Annotated in this window: 12 protein-coding genes; 5 read left to right on the top strand and 7 right to left on the bottom strand. The window is 60.0% G+C overall.

Going from position 1 to position 17,707, the window contains the following annotated elements; genetic code table 11:
• Window positions 1-148: 148 nt before the first annotated feature.
• The 4 genes from SRB521_RS12285 to SRB521_RS12270 form a co-directional block, all read right to left on the bottom strand.
• Window positions 149-1,474 carry a GntP family permease gene (locus SRB521_RS12285; RefSeq protein WP_075704416.1) on the bottom strand — a complete coding sequence of 442 codons (1,326 nt, stop codon included), beginning with the start codon at window positions 1,472-1,474 and terminating at the stop codon, window positions 149-151.
• Between the two features lie 214 nt (window positions 1,475-1,688).
• A complete protein-coding gene (locus SRB521_RS12280) occupies window positions 1,689-2,594 on the bottom strand; it encodes an alpha/beta fold hydrolase (protein WP_058118236.1) in 906 nt (301 codons plus the stop codon).
• An 81-nt stretch (window positions 2,595-2,675) separates the two neighbouring features.
• Window positions 2,676-4,010: an acetyl-CoA hydrolase/transferase family protein gene (locus SRB521_RS12275; protein WP_075704414.1), complete on the bottom strand. Its 1,335-nt coding sequence runs from the start codon at window positions 4,008-4,010 to the stop codon at window positions 2,676-2,678.
• A gap of 271 nt (window positions 4,011-4,281) precedes the next feature.
• Complete coding sequence (locus tag SRB521_RS12270) at window positions 4,282-5,454, bottom strand: LysR family transcriptional regulator (RefSeq protein ID WP_242943947.1); 1,173 nt, start codon at window positions 5,452-5,454, stop codon at window positions 4,282-4,284.
• Between SRB521_RS12270 and SRB521_RS12265 the strand changes: the two genes are divergently transcribed.
• Complete coding sequence (locus tag SRB521_RS12265) at window positions 5,453-5,956, top strand: GreA/GreB family elongation factor (protein ID WP_033118547.1); 504 nt, start codon at window positions 5,453-5,455, stop codon at window positions 5,954-5,956. The genes SRB521_RS12270 and SRB521_RS12265 overlap by 2 nt on opposite strands.
• 147 nt (window positions 5,957-6,103) lie before the next feature.
• Here SRB521_RS12265 and SRB521_RS12260 read toward each other — a convergent pair whose 3' ends face one another.
• Window positions 6,104-6,781 (bottom strand): nitroreductase family protein, encoded by a 678-nt coding sequence (locus SRB521_RS12260; protein WP_075704413.1) that lies wholly within the window; start codon window positions 6,779-6,781, stop codon window positions 6,104-6,106.
• 151 nt (window positions 6,782-6,932) lie between these two features.
• Here SRB521_RS12260 and SRB521_RS12255 point away from each other — a divergent pair, with 151 nt between their 5' ends.
• The gene (locus tag SRB521_RS12255; protein ID WP_116722107.1) at window positions 6,933-8,006 is read left to right on the top strand and encodes a M24 family metallopeptidase; all 1,074 of its coding nucleotides are present in this window, start codon (window positions 6,933-6,935) and stop codon (window positions 8,004-8,006) included.
• A gap of 1 nt (window position 8,007) precedes the next feature.
• Window positions 8,008-8,805 (top strand): DNA-3-methyladenine glycosylase family protein, encoded by a 798-nt coding sequence (locus SRB521_RS12250; RefSeq protein WP_075704411.1) that lies wholly within the window; start codon window positions 8,008-8,010, stop codon window positions 8,803-8,805.
• 138 nt (window positions 8,806-8,943) lie between these two features.
• Here the strand turns inward: SRB521_RS12250 and SRB521_RS12245 are convergent, their stop codons facing one another.
• Entirely contained in the window at window positions 8,944-9,891 is a 948-nt protein-coding gene (locus SRB521_RS12245) for a 2-hydroxyacid dehydrogenase (RefSeq protein ID WP_075704410.1), read from the bottom strand.
• A 63-nt stretch (window positions 9,892-9,954) separates the two neighbouring features.
• A complete protein-coding gene (locus SRB521_RS12240; protein WP_058118229.1) occupies window positions 9,955-10,197 on the bottom strand; it encodes a hypothetical protein in 243 nt (80 codons plus the stop codon).
• A 257-nt stretch (window positions 10,198-10,454) separates the two neighbouring features.
• Between SRB521_RS12240 and SRB521_RS12235 the strand changes: the two genes are divergently transcribed.
• Both SRB521_RS12235 and SRB521_RS12230 read left to right on the top strand, forming a co-directional pair.
• Complete coding sequence (locus tag SRB521_RS12235; protein ID WP_075704409.1) at window positions 10,455-10,727, top strand: DUF6514 family protein; 273 nt, start codon at window positions 10,455-10,457, stop codon at window positions 10,725-10,727.
• Window positions 10,728-11,445: 718 nt separating this feature from the next.
• Window positions 11,446-17,640 (top strand): glycerophosphodiester phosphodiesterase family protein, encoded by a 6,195-nt coding sequence (locus SRB521_RS12230; RefSeq protein ID WP_165366636.1) that lies wholly within the window; start codon window positions 11,446-11,448, stop codon window positions 17,638-17,640.
• Window positions 17,641-17,707: the final 67 nt, after the last annotated feature.

Raw genomic sequence — 17,707 nt, 5'->3', positions numbered from 1 at the left:
TCGAGGGCCGCGCGTCTCCCGCCGGGGCCGTGCGCGCCGTGTCGTGAAAAATAGTTTGAAATGGGGAAGATGGAAAGAGGGCCGGCGGCCATATTGATGGGCGCTGACCCTTTCCACTTATGTCGGCTTCACCGCCGCGTTGATCGAATCAGATCAGCCCAACGATTGCCATACCGGCAGCGACCAGCGCCAGAACGATTGGGGTAATTACGGTCATGACCATAACATAGGGATAAGACTCCTTGGTGGTGACGCCGCAAACCTGGGCCTCCATCACGAAGGTGGGGCAGTGGGGCAGAGTGTCCATTCCCATGGCCGCCATGCCCACGACCTTATAGAGCGCCTGGGCGTTGACCGTGCCCAGAGCCATAAACTGGTCGGCCATGGTGCTGCAGAAGATTTGGGTGCCGCTGAGAGAAGCGCCGGTGATGCCGGAGAACACATTGGTGACGATAACGGCGGAGATGTAGGGGTTCATTTTGTCGGCCATCAGCATGGCAAACTTCATGAAATACTCAAATCCGGGACAAATGTTGACCACAGCGGCAAAGCCCATCAGAGCGGCGGTCAGAAGCAGGGGATTGATGCTGGAGAGCCACCCGTTGACAAAGTCCTGTACGATATGTCCTTTCAGATATTTGTAGTTTGTGAGGATCAGAACAATGATACCGGCCCCCATGGCAGTACAAATGCCGTCGGAAGCGCTCATGGCGTTGGCGAGGGCCAGCTTCAAAACGACAATGACCACGTAAGGCAGAATGGCCATGTGGATGGGGGGCAGCTCCTTGCCGCCGGTGCTGCCCGCGATCAGCTCGGCATCACTTTCCGAGGCGACGAACCCGATGCCGCGGGCACGCAGGGAATTGGCAGCCCAGGTAAAATAGAGGATGCCGAAGCCGAAGGCCAGGACAAGGATCACAATGGCCATGGTGGGAGCCGCAAAGGTGGTGACGCCCAGTTTCTCAGACAGGGTGATGCACAGCATGGAGGGGGCGCCGGGGGTGACAACATTCAAGACCACGGCGCCGTACAGGAAAATGGCCGGCATCAGGAGCTTGGATACGTTGGCCTTACGGAACATGGGGACCGCAACGGGATAGACGGCAAAGATGATGATAAAGGCGTTGACGCCGCCGTATGCCAGCAGGAAGGTGATGATCAGGGTGCCCGCAACCGTCGCCTTCACACCGAGAAAACCAAACAGGAAGTTGGCGATCGATTCGGCGGCGCCGCTCTTCTTCATCAGTTCGCTGTAAGCGGAGCCGATGGTGAAGAGGAACAAATAAGAACCAAAGGTGCTTCCCAGAGAAGCGGCGTAAGAACCGGTCAGCGTTCCCCAGAAGGGGAGGCCGCTGGTAATGATAACGATGATGGAGCCGATCAGGGAGGCGACAAAGCCGTTCAATCCCTTGAAGGTCAAATAAATGAGGACTACAACACCAACGATCATGCCGATAACACTGACTATCTGCATATTTTTCCCTCTCTTTCTTTTACGGCCATATGGGGCGCTTAAGTCTTGCCTGAAAATGAAAGCCGGGGCCGGCGGCGCGGAAAAGGTTCCGCGGCTTGGGCGTGGCGCCGGTAGTGAGACAAGTCCTGAAGCGCGGGGCGCGAATTCTGGAACCAGATGGCCTTGCACTCATTTCCACAGTAGTAGGCAGATGGACCGCAGATCAAAACGGGGCTTAGGAATAGGCAAAGGCCGCAATACAGCCGCGCCACTGCATGGGGTTTTCAGATGCCGCCATATGGGTACAGCCGTAAATGGGCATCAGCGCGGCGTTGGGGAGCTGGGATTTCATATATGCTGCGGTGGCGGGAGAATACCCGGAACCGGGGTCGGCGTATAAAATCAAAACAGGGACGTCGATCTCAGGCAGGACGGTGCGGAAATCCGAACCGGCCATGGTGGACCAGTACTCGTAATTGGCCGCCATATGTTCCTCCGTGATATCGACCATGCCCTGGATCAGGCCCTGTGCGATGGGGTCGTTGCGTTTATTCAGGATGCGCGCACGGATCTCATCGGCGGTGCCGGTAAAATTGCGGGCATGCTGGGGAGAGTTTTGAAAAAGAAGTCCTTCCGCCACGATCAGGGCAAAACGCTTGTAGTCGGTACGGATCAGCTCCAGATCCTTTTCATACATGCTCCGGGTATAATGCCCCTGATACAGGCCCAGGGCCCAGTCGCCTTCGTTGATCAGCTTGGGGGACATATCGCCCAGAATGATTTTAGAAAGGCCGGCGGTGCCGAACTGACTGATGTAAGAGAATGTGACGGCCGCCCCCATGGAGTAGCCATACAGAACGACATGCGGAAGCTCCAGGGCCTCCATAAGGGCCTTGACGTCTCGGGCGGACTGATGGACCCCCATTTCACCTGTGGCAGGCGTGGTGCCGAAAGCGCGCTGATCCAATACGATGATTCTCCCGCGGGAGCGCATGGCGTCGATAAAAGGGGCCTGAGACGCGATCGTGCTTCCAAAACCGCAGACATATATCATCGGCTGACCGCTGCCTACATCTACATAGTGGATCTCCGCGCCGTCATAGGCCTTGAAAGTTTTGATTTGAAAAGCGGAGCAATTCATAGTTCACCTCCTTTCCATTCCGTACTCCCCGGAATTTGGGGGAATGCATACCGGAGAAAACCGGGAGCTTTCCCCCGCGGCTTACCAGATCATGTTCTTTTCCGCTTCTTCTCTCAGCCAGTCTCTGAAGTCCGGATGAGCGATCCGGGTCAGCGCGTCGACTCTCTGGCGGATATTCAGGCCGCGCAGCCAGGCGATGCCGTACTCCGTGACAACATAGTCCGTGTCGTTTCTGGAAGTTGTGACTGCGGCGCCCCGCGCAAGGAACGGCACGATCTTGGAGTGGAGGACCTCTTTGCCGCTTTCGTCCTTTGTGGTATACGTGGAGTGCATGGCAATGATGGATTTTCCGCCGGGGGACATCTGCGAGCCCTGCACGGTCTCGGACTGCCCGCCGGTGCCCGACCACTGCAGGTTGCCCACCGTTTCGGATGCGCACTGGCCGGTGAGGTCGATCTCAAGGCTGGCGTTTACGGAGACAAACTTGTTGTTCTTACCGATGGTATATGGATCATTGGTGAACGTGCAGGACTTGAACAGAACGGAGGGATTGTTGTTGACGTAGTCGTACAGCCGCTGACTGCCCATCGTGAAGGAGCATACAGAATACCCGTTGAGAAGCCCCTTCTGGGAATTGTCTACGGCGCCGCACTCGATCAGGTCGACCATGGTCTCGGTAAACATTTCCGTGTGAATGCCTAGGTGCCTCTTGCTCCTCAGTTCCTTTGCCACGGCGTTGGGAATATTTCCGATACCGAGCTGGATGGTGGAGCCGTCCTCCACCAGAGAAGCCACGTACTCCCCAATCTTTTGATCGACAGCGGTATAGGGGGCCAGCTTTGCCGTGGGGATCGGCCGGTCGGATTCCACGAGGGCGCCGACCTCTGAGATATGTACCTGCGTATCGCCGAACGTCCGGGGGAAGTTCGGGTTTACTTCCAGCAGCACCAGGGCGCCCCGATCGATCAGATCTCTCTCGTAGATGGCGCTGATGGAGAGGGAGAAATATCCATGTACATCCATGGGAGAAACGGTTGCCATTACAACAGGCCGTCGCCCCTCATAGTTCAGCCGCTGGAGCGTTTTCCGCAAGATGGAGGTGGAGCTTTGCGGTACGGCGCTGACCAGCTTTTTCTTCTGGGCGTCGCGAAGTCCTGCGTTAAAAAACCATCCGCTGTGATCCATGATGCCCTTCATGTCGGGGTCTTTCATGACATCGTAATACTGGAGGGGGAGGCAGGTATTCAGCGTGGTGCCTTTCACGCCGGTCTTCTTCAGGTGCTGCAGCTTCGAAAGGATTGCCTGGGGTTCTCCCGCGGCCTGTGCGGAAAACATGTAGTCACCGTCTTGGATTAGTTCCAGGGCCTGTTCTGCTGTCATTTTTTTCTGTTGGTACATTTCCTGATATCGATTCATCTGAAATCTCCTTCCCTGCTTAGACTCTCATCTTTGGAGTTAGGCCTGCCGTTTATAAGGGCGGCTGACTTTGTGGCTTCATTATAGTGGAACGGAAATGATTTGATAAATACATCTTTTTCATCGCCGTATGAATCGAATTCATAGCGATGTCTCCCTGGCGGCAGAGCGCAGGGATTACCGGACAAATAAAAAACCGGGCTGAATTTCAGCCCGGTGAAATAAACCTGTTGAAAACGGCTGGGCGGCCTGCGCCGCACCACCCGCAAAATTATAGATCTTCTCCGCAAAGCGCCAAGAAACACTTCATAGGGACGGTCAATGGCCTCCCCTTTTTATAAATCACCCCCAACCCCCAGGGGAACTCCGGATTCTTTAGATGGATACAGTTTAACCGCTCGCTGTACATCTTTTCCACAAGCGGCTTTCCAATAATGGTGACCCCCTGGTTTTCCGCCGCCATTTCCAACAGGATATCCCACTGAGAACTGTGGAAAACGATGTTCGGCGTAAAACCAGCCTTTTGACAGTACAGGATGACCTGGTCATAGTACATATAATCTTTCGATACGGCCAGCATCGGTTCCTCTTTCAGCGCGGCAAAGTCGATTTCTTTTCTGTCTGCAAAGCGGTGGTCTTTGGACACCGCCAAAACGGCTTCCGAGCGGAATACGGTTTTCAACTCCAGTTTTGGGTTGTGGAACGGCTCAACCACTACCCCCAGATCCAGCTTATCATTCAAGACCATTTCTTCGATCTTCTTCGATTTTTCTTCAAAAATCTGAAGATCGACATGGTCGTACTCTTTTGAATACAGGTAGAGGACCCTTGAAAAATATACGCTCCCCGCAGAAGGCGGAAGGCCGAAACGCAGGGTCCCTTTTTTATAATTGAGTGAAGAAAATAATTCCGCGGTACGGTCATGCCAATAGTTGAGGACGTCCTTTGCGTAATGATATACGAGCCGCCCCTCTTCCGTCAGCTTCAATTCCCGGGGATCACGCGTAAAAAGCGAGGTGTCCAATTCTTTTTCCAGGGACTGAATGGACTTGCTCAACGCGGACTGGCTGATAAACAGCTTTTCCGCAGCCTTCGTAAAATTATTCTGCTCAACGACTTCAATAAAATATTCCAATTGTATTTGCTTCATAAAATACCTCACAAAGCGGATAAGCCGCATCGGCCTCAAGCTGACATCCACAGTATAGCCCCAAGGGAGGGAGTTGGCAAGGCGGAACATCGTCGGGAATGGCGCCCATAGGCGACGCCGCTTGTAAATATCGCCCGGTTCCGATATAATGGCAACATGTGAGCAACCGGCCCTGCCGCGGGCGAGAACCTCCCCCGGGGCGGATACGGCGACGCCGACCGGGAACGGGATGATCCCTGAGGCCGCTCCGGAAGACCGGTGAAAACAATCGTTTTTAAAGAGGGAATCTGCCATGCACAACGAACTGACGCAAAAGGATATCCAGATGATGAGGGACGAGCTGGATTATCGCCGCATCCAGCTCCGGCCCAAGCTGCTGGAGGCGGTGAAGGAGGCCCGGGGATTCGGAGACTTGAGTGAAAACTTTGAGTACAAGGCGGCCAAGCAGGAGAAAAACCGCAATGAAAGCCGCATCCGCTTCCTGGAGAACATGATCAAAACAGCGGTGGTGATCTCGGAGGAGGCCCCTTCGGACGGCGTGGGACTCTATGACAAGGTGACCGTCTATCTGGAGGACGACGATGACACCGAGACCTACCAGGTGGTGACCACCATGCGGCAGGACGCCCTTCACGGTCTCATCAGCCGTGAGTCCCCGGTGGGCAGGGCGCTGCTGGGGAAAAAGGTGGGAGAGCGGTTCTATATCCGGGTAAACGATACATACGGCTATTATGCCGTAATACGGGCCATTGAAAAGGCCGCTGACGACGGCTCCATCCCGCTTAACGGTTATTGAGCGGCAGAAAAGATCCCCTGATGCAGCGCAGTTTTTCTGCATCAGGGAATCGACATGGAGAGAGAAAAGCACACAGCCGAGGCTTGTTTGGGAACAGGCCTTTAAAATATGCTGTTTTCCAGCGCCGCGGGGCGGAGAAGGGAGAGGTCAGCGGCCGGGAGAGGACCAGTGGAAGGCAGCGGGGCCCGCGCCGACCTCGAAGTGGTACTTGACGATGCCCAGGTCCACCTTGGAATAAAAGCCGCCGGTGGATTCCGCGCGGACGGCGTCGCCGGAGAGGGTGAAGCGGAACTTCTGCTGGTTGGTGGCCGTGGGGGCCAGAAGGGCGGCCTCCATGCCCCGGCGGAACCAATCGGGCATAGGGCCTTCCGTCCGGCACAGGGCCTCCAGCGGTTTGCTCTTATGGGGGACGCCGTGGCCCTCTCCATAACCCAGCGCAATGACACAGACCAGCTTTTCGCCCGGGCGGGCGACGTATTGACACTTCCCCTTGCGGAAGGTCAGCGCCACCCAGCAGGAATCCAGCCCCAGCATGGCGGCGGTCAGGACCAGCCGTTCCCCGTAGTAGCCCGCCCGCTCCTCCAGGGATGGTCCACCGGGCCCGACCAGGGCCAGATAGTTTTTGACGTTGCGGAATTTTCCGTAGTGGGCCAGCACGCCGCGGAAAGCCTCCGGTTCGCCGGTGACCAGTTGGATATGCAGCCCGCCCTCTATGTTGCAGGCGCGCACCTCCCGCTCCAGGGATGCCAGAACCTCGCCGCAGATCGGCTGGTCCGTATAGCTGCGCACGGAATGGCGGCGCTCCATCGCTTCCAATAAAGTCATAGTTCCACTCCTTTCCTTTGGACTGTTATTATACCACGGGCAGTGCCCGATGGAACAGGGGATCGGGAGGTCGAGACGGATGATTTTTCGGGTTCCTGGGCTTGCAGCCGGGCGCCAACCGCATTATAATAGCGGGAAAGGAGTGATCGCCATGAACAAAACCCGACTCAGCCGGGTTATCGCCAATATGGAGGCCCAGAGCCTGGAACAGATCGTCGTTACCTCCACCTCGTCGGTCTACTATCTCACCGGTATCCATGTGGAGCCTATGGAGCGGATGCTGGCCCTGTATATCCACACCTCCGGCCGCTGTGTGCTCTATGCAAATGAACTCTTCGCCATTCCTCCCCAGGAGGACTTGGAGCTCCTCCTCCATACCGACAGCGATGACCCGGCCGCGCTGCTGGCGGCCGGGGTGGCGTCGGGCAGGTTGGGGATCGACAAATCCTGGCCCAGCAAATTTCTCATCCGCGTGCTGGAGGCGCGGCCCGACGTGGCTCCGGTGCTGGGGTCCGCCCCGGTGGACGAGGCCCGGATGATCAAGGACGAGGCAGAGATCGCCGCCATGCGCCGCGCCTCCCGGATCAATGACCAGGTGGTGGGACAGGCCATCGCCGCCCTCCACGCCGGAGCCAGTGAGACGGAGATCGCCGATCTGGTGGAGCGGCTCTTCCAGGAGAAGGGGGCCAACCGTTCCAGCGAGGGACAACTGGTCTGCTTCGGCCCCAATGGCGCCGACCCCCACCATGGCCCGGACGGCACGCGCCTCCGGGAGGGAGACTCGGTGGTGCTGGATATTTTCATCCCCATTGGGCGCTATTGGTGCGATATGACCCGCACGGTGTTCTTCCGCTCTGCCAGTGAGGAGGGGCGCCGGGTCTATGAGACTGTGAAAGCCGCCAACCTGGCGGCGGAGGCTGTGATCCGGCCGGGCATGCCCATGCGGGAGATCGACCGGGCGGCCCGGCGTGTCATTGAGGAGGCGGGCTACGGTCCCCACTTCACCCACCGCCTGGGACACGGCTGCGGCCTGGACTGCCATGAGCCCCCCGATAACTCCGCCGCCTGCGGTGTGCTCACCCGGCCCGGGATGGTGTTCTCAGTCGAGCCGGGCATCTATCTGCCGGGTAAGCTGGGGGTGCGTATCGAGGATCTGGTGTTGGTCACCGAGGAGGGCTGCGAGGTCCTCAACGCCTATCCAAAGGAACTGCAGGTGGTGGGCTGAGTTGATCCGGCGCACCATTCCCCACCTGGACCTGGCGCAGATCGCCGCCTCCGGTCAGTGCTTCACCTGGGGGCGGGGGGCGGCAGGCAGTTGGACCATTCCCGCGGGAGAGCGGCTGGTGACGGCCTGCCAGCGGGGGGAAGAGCTGACATTTTCCTGTGACATGGCGGAGTTCGACGCCTTCTGGGCCGGATATTTCGATCTGGACACCGACTATGGGGCGCTGAAAGCCTCCGTGGACCCGGCGGATAGGTATCTCACCGCTGCAGTGGCCCATGGAGGCGGCATCCGGATCCTCCGCCAGGACTTTTGGGAGGTGCTGGTGAGCTTCCTTATCTCACAGAACAACAACATCACCCGCATTACCCGCAGCATGGCCCTCCTTCGGGAGCGGTATGGAAAATCGACGGGCGGGTTCCGGGCTTTCCCGCGCCCGGACGGTCTGACCGGCGTCTCTGAGGCTGATTTCCGGGACGTGGGCCTGGGATACCGGGCCAAATACCTGACATGGCTTTCCAGGGAGCTGGCGGGCGGGGGACTGGAGGCGCTGGAGCGCACACTGTCGGATGCAGGGGATGAGGAGGCTGAGCGGACCCTGATGGGGCTCTATGGTGTGGGGAAGAAGGTGGCAGACTGCGTCTGCCTCTTCGGCCTCCACCGCACGGATTTCTTCCCGGTGGACACCCACATCCGGCAGGTCCTGGACCGGCACTATCCCGGCGGATTTCCCAGAGAGCGGTACCGGGGCGGACTGGGCATCCTCCAGCAATACATGTTCTACTATGATCTGAAGCAATAAGCGGAGCGGGCGGCCGGATGGCCGTCCGCTCCGCTTTCGGTTTTTTTGAACAGGGGCGTCCCGTCCGGACACCGGGACAGCAGCGCTGTTTTTTCCTGCGGTCCGTCGGGCTTCCGGCAGAAAAGCGGCGGCGCGGGGTCAAAGGACCACGTTGACTGGAGTGCCCTCCAGCCACTTCTGGATGTTGTCAAACACGATCCTGCACCTGGCCTCCATGGACTCCGCTGAGGCAAAGGCCACATGGGGGGTGACGATGGTGTTTTTGCTGTGGAGCAGCGGGTGGTCTGCGAACAGGGGCGGTTCGGCCTCAAAGACGTCGATCCCCGCTCCGGCGAGATAGCCGCTGTTCAGGGCGTCGGCCAGGGCCTGGGAGTCCACCACGGGTCCCCGCGCCACATTGATAAGGTAGGCTCCGCGCTTCATTTTCGCGATGGCCGCCCGGTCAATCAGCCCTCGGGAGTCGTCGTTCAATGGGCAGTGAAGGGAGACGATGTCGGACCGGGCAAGCAGCTCGTCCAGGGGCACAAACTCCACAAAGGAGGGCTCATCTCCGCGCATATGGCGCTTGTAGCCCAACACCTTGCAGCCAAACGCCCGGCAGAGATTGGCGGTGCGGGAGCCGATGGCGCCCACGCCGATGAGCCCTACGGTCTTGCCGCCCAGTTCGGTGCCTACAAGACCGCTCTTGTCCCGCCCGTTCCGGCATCGCTCGTCCACCTGGGGCACGTTGCGCAGCAGGGAGAGCATCAGACACACGGCCAGCTCCGCCACCGCCTGGGTGGAATAGCCCGCAGCGTTTGAGACCCGGATGCCCTTGGCGCGGGCGGACTCCAGGTCCACATGGTCCACCCCGGTAAAGGCCACGTCAATGAATTTGAGGTTGGGACAGGCGGAGATGACCTCGCCGCACAGAGGCATGTTGGCGATCATAAGGACGTCGGCGTCTCCGGCACGGGCGATCTGTGTCTGCGGATCGTCCTCTCTGGCATAGGCATGAAAGGTGTGTCCGGCCTCCACCAGGGGGCGTGCGCAGGCGGCAAGGACCTCCTGGGGGACCCCCAGGGATTCCAGCAGAACAATATGCATCGATAGGTGCCTCCTTTTTATCGGTAGCACCATTATAGCACCGTGCAGGCGGAATGCAAGGGGTCACAAGGTCCGCCGCAGCACGTCCTCCAGCAGAAGGGGCCCGATGAGGGACACACCGAAGAGCACACAGGCCATGGACTGGAGGTAGCGGGCGTACCATCCGGCGAGCCAGGGGTCCTGTCCGGCCAACAGCAGCGCAACGGCGGCCAACAACAGGGCATATGTAAGAAAGAGTCCGCGGGTCATGAGAAAGAAAGAGAGCTCGTGGAGCCGGGCGGGCCGGCGGAAAAGAGAATGGATCATCCGATCCCCTCCCAAGTTTGGATTTATGCCCATGATAACAGAGAAAAACCATTTGACACAAGTTTAAAAAAATTCCAAAAATATGCCGCATATTTCGACAATATATTGGAAAAGGAACGTGTTTATACAAAAAACAAGGGGGAATTTATATGAATAATATCGAAAAAAAGAGAATCGTGCGATATTTTATAATTTCCAAAATGTTACATTTAAGGTATAATGATACGACCAAGCAAAAGAGAAGGAGAGATACAAGGATGAGAGAACTGTTTGTTGAGACGAGGACAGCGGTGGGAGAGGACGGCAGGCTCCACAGTTTTGATTACTATGTGGTGATCGGAGAGATGGAGGTGGGCGGACGCTTTGCCTGCGAGAGCTACGGCGTGAAAGTGGCGGAGCAGGGCGGCGATACAGCGGTGATTCCCAACATCACGGTAAGCATCTCCCGCATTGACGCGCTGGTGGACCGGATGCTGCGCAACACCGTGGGCCCGGCTTCGGCCCGGGACGTGGTGGACGACTGGCTCTGATCCGGGAGTACATAGGCCGGTGTGCGAAGAGGACTTCCGGCACAAAAGGGGGAGAGGGGCGGAGCGGACGGGCGTTCCGCCCGCCTCCTCTGACTGTTGACTATGAATAAAAGGGGGAAGGCTTTCAGAAAAAACAGGGGAAAAGCGCGAGAAAGGCGGGGAGGGCCTTCCGTGCGACGGGGGCGATGGAGTTCTCAGTCCATGGAAAGTTTCGCCCCACTGTAAGGCGCAGAGCTCGGGCTGGAGACAGAAGAAAAGCGCAATGGGGAACCGCCGATTCCGGTGGTTCCCCATTGTGCTTTGTAAGGAGGGGTTTCCTGCGCCCCTGCCTTGCGGCGCATCGTTTTCCCGAAGCGGGGTTTACAGGGGGCGCTCAAAACTTTTACGCAGAGATTCAGGGTGAACGGGGGAAACTTCTTGCACGGTCCGCGAAAAAAATACGGATAACTGCTTGTGCAAAGGGGGAGAGGGGACTGGGTAAAGAGCGGTGCAGGAGAGGTTGGGACAATGGAAAAGCGCAGGTAAATGTCCGGACAGAGGGAATACAAAAAATTTGCAGAGTGGAAACTGCCGGTGGATTTACGGCGGCCCGATAGCGGATTTTACACACCGGACCCTATAATACATCTGCGGCAGGCCGGGACGGCGTCTGCCCATACGGCGGAGGGCCAGAAGCCGGAAGCCGATTCTGTTAGGAGAGATGAAAGGAGCAGAACAGATGAGAAATGCACGAAACCGTGCGCTTTCCCTCCTGTGTGCCGGTGCGATCCTGGTGTCGGCCGTTCCGGTCCGGGCCTCAGCGGCGGCGTCCGCCGCAGTGGAGGGCGCCCTGATCCAGGGTGTGGAGGGGCGCATTCGCATCGACTTGGGCGATGCATCGATCGACGGGACAAAAACCGTGCGCCTGAGTGGGTATATGGAGCCTATTCCCGACGCATATGTGGAAGATGGGCTGGTCCTCCGTCTGGACGGCCTGGAGGGCACCGACGCGGAGGCGGGCACCTGGACGAACCTGGCCGGGAGCCGGGACCCTGTCTATGAGAACAACGATATCGTCTATATCAACCGCCCCGAGGTGGACAAGGTAACGGGCGAGGGCGCCAACTACTTTGAGGGCAACGGCTTGGTGCTGGACAACAGCAAGGTCTACCTCCCCGCGTGCGTGGCGGAGGCGGTCAACGGCGACGCCTACACGGTGGAGTATTTTGTGGACAGCGAGGGCTACAGCGGCAACGAGCGCGCTTATTCCCCTCTGCTGACTGTGGACGAGACCGCAGACAGTTGGAGCATCTTCACCCGGACCCCGGGCTCCACCATGGAGCTCAAGCAGGGGGCAAATGCCCGGCTGAAGGTATCCTTTGAGAGCGCCCTGGGTGCCCCCAGCGCGGTGGTGTTTGACAAGGCCTCCGGGGCCGCAACCTGGTATCTGGACGGCACGGCCAAGGGCCAGGTGAACGCCGCCAATCCTGCTGCGGCCGAGCAGGTCATCCTGGGGGGACGGCTGGCCGACAACAGCGGGAAGCCCGGCCCGGCCTACCAGACGGAAGCCAAGTATTACAGCGTCCGGGTCTATAACCGGGCCCTGAGCGCCGGGGAGCTGCGGGCCAATGCCCTGCGGGACCACAGCCGGTTCCTGGGCGAGAGTGGGCTGCCCGACCTCAAAGTAAAGGGGATCGCCCTGAAGGAGTCCGGCACAACCGAAGTCAGCCTGGACTTTACCGACGGCGTGGCGCTGCTGCCTGTCCAGAGCGGGACGTTGGGAACCCTCTCTCTGAAGCTGAGCGTGGACAGCACCGGCATCCCGGTGGAGCTGGAGACCGTAACGCCAGTGGAGGCCGTCAGGGATCTGGCGGCGGAGGCTATGGAGATCACGGTGGCCAGCAGCGCCACGGAGTGGGATGTCCGCGCCGCGGTGGAGGACGAGCTGAAGAGCGTCCTGGCGGGCTCCTACTTCCTGACCCAAGGGGGAGCCATCGTTGTCTCCGGTAGGGAGAGCGGCGGCTTTACCGCCAAGCTGTCCCTCAAGGACGATGAGGCCACGGTAACGCTGCAAGTCACCGTCCGCCGGAGCGCGCCCACCGACTTTGACGCCCTGAAGCCCTATTTCATCCGGGTGATGCAGGGCACCTTCCAGTTTGACAGTGCGGAGGCCGTCACCGCCCACGCCATTGCCCAACAGGTCTCCGCCCTGCTGGAAGACGAGACGGTCACGCCCTCCGTACGGTGGGAAGAGGAGGAGGGCTGCTGGATGCTCACCCTGGACCAGGGGGAGAAGAGCGCCTCCCTGCCCCTCTATATCAACAGCGAAGTGAACTATGACTTTGACGACGCCGACCTGCTCAATTACTGCACGCTGCGTATGGCGGGGAGCGACTACGCCCGCATCTCCGGCGGCGCGCTGGAGGTCAGCGGCACTGTGGGCAACACTTATGAAAATGTGGTCTTCCCGGTGTGGAACTTCGGCCGGGACTTCTGCATCGAGGCCGAGGTGCAGCTCAAGAGCGCCGTCAACAATAGCCGGTGGATGGCTGTCTCCTACGGCCTCAAACCATCCGAGGACGACTATCAATACACCTTCTGGCAGATGGCGGTCCGGCAGAACGCCACCGCAAGCAACGGCGTGGAGTGCGCCAACATGGCGAATGGCTGGAATGTGACCCATACCGCCTCCTACGGCGAGGCGATCTCCCCGGACAAGACCTATAAGCTCACCATCCTCTATAAGGACGGCGTGATCTATGAGTATATCAACGAGGAGTTTATGATCAAATCCGAACGCGTCCCTGCCGCCGGGGCCGACGGTAAGATCGCGTTCACCTACGACCGCCTGAACGCGGAGGTCAAGAGCCTGCGGGTGACCTCCGACCTCCCGGATCTGCCCATGGAAAAGCCCCTGGCGGAGAATGGGTATGATACCGATGTTTACGAGCCCGTGACCGACCTGGTGATGGCCCCCACCGTGGTGGCTGAAAACAGCGGTGAGAGCGCAGCGGCGGTGGCCGCCGGGGAGCGCCGTCCCGCCACCCTGGTGCGGGAGGTGGCCGGGGACCTCACTGTGGAAGACGACGGTGCGCGCATCGCTCTGTCCGAGTATATGACCCGCCTGGAGAAAAAGGCCCTGGCCGGCTTCCGCATCGAGGACGAGGAGACGGCCGCCGCCTTTGCCCAGTATGCATCGGAGAACAGCCTGGTGGATGTGACGGTGTTCTCCACAGACAGCAAAGTGCTGAAAACCGCCTGCGCCGGTGCGCCAGGCATCCGCGGGGTACTGGACTTCACCGGGGATATGCCGGAGAAGACCATCGACGTGGTGTTCGACACCAACCGCAGCGGTGCGCGCATCGCCCTCATCCCCGCCTCCACCGCCACCCGGGAGACTGTGAGCTATATCCAGGCCCGCGCCGTGACCGTCTGGGTCCAGGCCGCCGGGGACGAGATGGACACCGCCATCCTGGCCGGTGCGGACGGCATTGTGACCGACGACTGGACCGCCGCCCTGGACGCCATTGAGGCCTACAGCAGCGGTGAGCAGGTCCTTACCCGGCCCACCGTCATTGTGGCCCACCGCGGCTTCCACCAGACTGCCCCTGAAAACTCCGAGCGGGCCGCCAAGCTGGCCGTGGAGGCGGGCGCGGACGCCATCGAGTGCGACGTCTACCTTTCCAGTGACGGCTATGTTATGATCAACCACGACGACACCACAGGCCGCCTGATGAATAAAAGTTTGAGTGTGTCCGGTTCCACCAAGGCGGAACTCCAGGCCCTGACCTTTACGGTCGGTACCGCCCAGGAGGGCGATAAGATGCCTACCCTGGAGGAGCTCTTCGCTGCGGCGGATGAGGCCGATCCGGACGACGATATTATCCATGTGATCGAGATCAAGAGTTCGGCCCCCGAACTCATCGATCCTCTGGTCCAGGTGATCAAAGACTGCGGCATGGAGGATCGGGTGGTGTTTATCTCCTTCCACGACGAGCAGATCAAACGCATCCGGGAGAAAATGCCCGAGATCTCAGTGGGCGAGCTCAACAGCTGTACCAACTCCGGCAACGATCTGGCCACCAATATAAAGGGCCTGAGCGACCGGCTGGATCCCCTCAATGCCTTCTATAACTGCAATTACGGCGCGCAGACGGAGGAACTGGTCCAGGCCGCCCGCCACCGCGGCATCTATGTCCACCCCTGGACGGCGAATGACCAGAGCACTTTTGAGCAGGAGTTTGGGGACGGCTACCACGGCATCACCTCCGACCGGGTGGACTACGCCACGGACTATCTCTCCGGCCTGACCGTGGAGAGTGCTTCCGTAACCGCCAAGACCGGCGAGGCCAACGCCGTGGCCATTGCCGCCGACGAGGTGCGCCGCATCGGGAGCACACCCGCCCAGCAGGTGGGATTCCGCCAGCTCTCCGGCGTGAAGGTCCGGCAGGACGAGCAGGGACGCTTCTGGGCCGAGCAGGCGGGTGTTGCCGTCATTGTCCTCAGTGCCACGGATACCCTGCCCGCCACCGGGGAGACCTACACGGTCTACTCCATGCCTGTGGCCGTAGAATTCGCGCAGGCCGTGACCCTGAGCGGCTATGATACCGATATCTATGAGCCCGTGACCGACCTGGTGATGGCCCCCACCGTGGTGGCTGAAAACAGCGGTGAGAGCGCAGCGGCGGTGGCCGCCGGAGAGCGCCGTCCCGCCACCCTGGTACAGGCGGTGGCCGGGGACCTCACCGTGGAAGACGACGGCACACGCGTGAGCCTGAAGGACTACATGGCCCGTCTGGAGAAAAAGGCCCTGGCCGGCTTCCGCATCGAGGACGAGGAGACGGCGGCCGCCTTCGCCCGGTATATGGCAGAGAATGGCCTGGTGGACGTAAATGTATTCTCCACGGACAGCGAAGTGCTGAAAATCGCCTGCGCCGGTGCGCCCGGTATCCGCGGGGTGCTGGACTTCACCGGGGATATGCCGGAGAAGACCATCGACGTGGTGTTCGACACCAACCGCAGCGGTGCGCGCATCGCCCTCATCCCCGCCTCCGCCGCCACCCGGGAGACTGTGAGCTATATCCAGGCCCGCGCCGTGACTGTGTGGGTCCAGACTGCCGGGGAGGAGCTGGACCAGATCATTCTCTCCGGCGCAGACGGTATTGTGACCGACGACTGGACCGCCGCCCTAGACGCCATTGAGGCCTACAGCAACGGCGAACGGGTCCTCACCCGGCCCACCTATATCGTGGCCCACCGCGGCTTCCACGAGGCCGCCCCTGAAAACTCCGAGCGGGCCGCCAAGCTGGCCGTGGAGGCGGGCGCGGACGCCATCGAGTGCGACGTCTACCTCTCCAGCGACGGCTACATCATGGTCAACCACGACGACGACACCGGCCGCCTGATGAATGAAAACCTGGTGGTGTCCGAGTCCACCAAGGCGGAACTCCAGGCCCTGACCTTTACGGTCGGTACCGCCCAGGAGGGCGATAAGATGCCTACCCTGGAGGAGCTCTTCGCCGCGGCGGATGCGGCCGATCCGGACGACGATGTCATCCACGTCATCGAGCTCAAGAGCACCGATCCCGCCATGATCGAACCCCTGGTCAAGGCAGTCAGGGACTGCGGCATGGAGGACCGGGTAGTGTTCATCTCCTTCTCCGACGAGCAGATCGCACTGATGCGGGAGTTGATGCCCGAGATCTCCGAAGGAGAGCTCAACCCCTGCACCCTCTTCGGAGACGCCGGATTGGCGGAGAATCTTCAGAGCCTCAGCGAGCGGATCGATCCTCTCAACGCTTTCTATAACTGCTACTATGGCTACGGCGTCCAGACCCCCGAGCTGGTCCAGGCCGCCCGCCACCGCGGCATCTATGTCCACCCCTGGACGGTGGACGGACAGAGTGATTTCGAGCAGGAGTTCTACGACGGTTATCACGGCATCACCTCCAACCGGGTGGACTACGCCACAGATTATCTCTCCGGTCTGACTGTGGAGAGTGCTTCCGTAACCGCCAAGACCGGCGAGGCCAACGCCGTGGCCATTGCCGCCGACGAGGTGCGCCGCAGCGGGAGCACGCCCGCCCAGCAGGTGGGATTCCGCCAGCTCTCCGGCGTGAAGGTCCGGCAGGACGAGCAGGGACGCTTCTGGGCCGAGCAGGCGGGCGTTGCCGTCATTGTCCTCAGCGCCACGGATACCCTGCCTGCTAGCGGGGAGACCTACACCGTTTACTCCGACCCCATCGCCGTCACCTTCACGAAGGATTCCGGAAGCAGCGACAAGGATGACGATGACGACGATACCAAACCCACACAGCCTGATCAGCCTGACACTACGCCCGACACCGAACCCGCCCAGCCGGATACGGAGCCGCAGGAGCCCGTGCGCTTTTCCGACGTGCCCGAGACTTATTGGGGGTACTCCGCTATCCAGAAGCTGGTGGCCCTGCAGGTGGTCAACGGCACTGACAATGGAGCTTTTGAGCCGGAAAAGAGCGTGACCAGGGCGGAATTTGTGGTCATGCTCTCCCGCCTCAGCGGCGATGCCACAGGGCAGGGAAGCACCGGATTCCAGGATGTGGCGCAGGATGCCTGGTACGCTTCTGCGGTGGCTTGGGCGGTAGAGAACGGTATCACCACAGGCACGTCCGAGACCACCTTTGCCCCCGACGCACCCATCTCCCGCCAGGATATGGCGGTGATGCTCTATCGTTTCCTCAACGCTCGGGGCGTCAGCCTGAATAAGGGCGGCACGGCGGGCCAGTTCCTGGATGTGAACGAGATCTCCTCCTATGCGGCCGAGGCGGTGGAATACATGCGCCGCACCGGCGTCATCAACGGCAGGCCAGACGGCAGTTTTGCCCCTCTGGACAGCGCCTCCCGTGCGGAGACCTGCAGCATGCTTGCAGGCATTGCGGACGCGGTACGGAGCTGAATCAAACATAATAGAACAAGAGAAGCGCCGGGGGAATTCCCCCGGCGCTTCGGGCTGTCGAAAAAGT

It is taken from the genome of Intestinimonas butyriciproducens (assembly GCF_004154955.1).
Lineage (GTDB): Bacteria > Bacillota > Clostridia > Oscillospirales > Oscillospiraceae > Intestinimonas > Intestinimonas butyriciproducens.
This window is presented reverse-complemented; position numbering and strand designations above follow the sequence as displayed.

Coding starts and splice junctions, on each gene's coding strand:
- SRB521_RS12285 (WP_075704416.1), bottom strand. CDS start 1,474: ATGCAGATAGTCAGTGTTATCGGCATGATCGTTGGTGTTGTAGTCCTC.
- SRB521_RS12280 (WP_058118236.1), bottom strand. CDS start 2,594: ATGAATTGCTCCGCTTTTCAAATCAAAACTTTCAAGGCCTATGACGGC.
- SRB521_RS12275 (WP_075704414.1), bottom strand. CDS start 4,010: ATGAATCGATATCAGGAAATGTACCAACAGAAAAAAATGACAGCAGAA.
- SRB521_RS12265 (WP_033118547.1), top strand. CDS start 5,453: ATGCACAACGAACTGACGCAAAAGGATATCCAGATGATGAGGGACGAG.
- SRB521_RS12270 (WP_242943947.1), bottom strand. CDS start 5,454: ATGGCAGATTCCCTCTTTAAAAACGATTGTTTTCACCGGTCTTCCGGA.
- SRB521_RS12260 (WP_075704413.1), bottom strand. CDS start 6,781: ATGACTTTATTGGAAGCGATGGAGCGCCGCCATTCCGTGCGCAGCTAT.
- SRB521_RS12255 (WP_116722107.1), top strand. CDS start 6,933: ATGAACAAAACCCGACTCAGCCGGGTTATCGCCAATATGGAGGCCCAG.
- SRB521_RS12245 (WP_075704410.1), bottom strand. CDS start 9,891: ATGCATATTGTTCTGCTGGAATCCCTGGGGGTCCCCCAGGAGGTCCTT.
- SRB521_RS12240 (WP_058118229.1), bottom strand. CDS start 10,197: ATGATCCATTCTCTTTTCCGCCGGCCCGCCCGGCTCCACGAGCTCTCT.
- SRB521_RS12235 (WP_075704409.1), top strand. CDS start 10,455: ATGAGAGAACTGTTTGTTGAGACGAGGACAGCGGTGGGAGAGGACGGC.
- SRB521_RS12230 (WP_165366636.1), top strand. CDS start 11,446: ATGAGAAATGCACGAAACCGTGCGCTTTCCCTCCTGTGTGCCGGTGCG.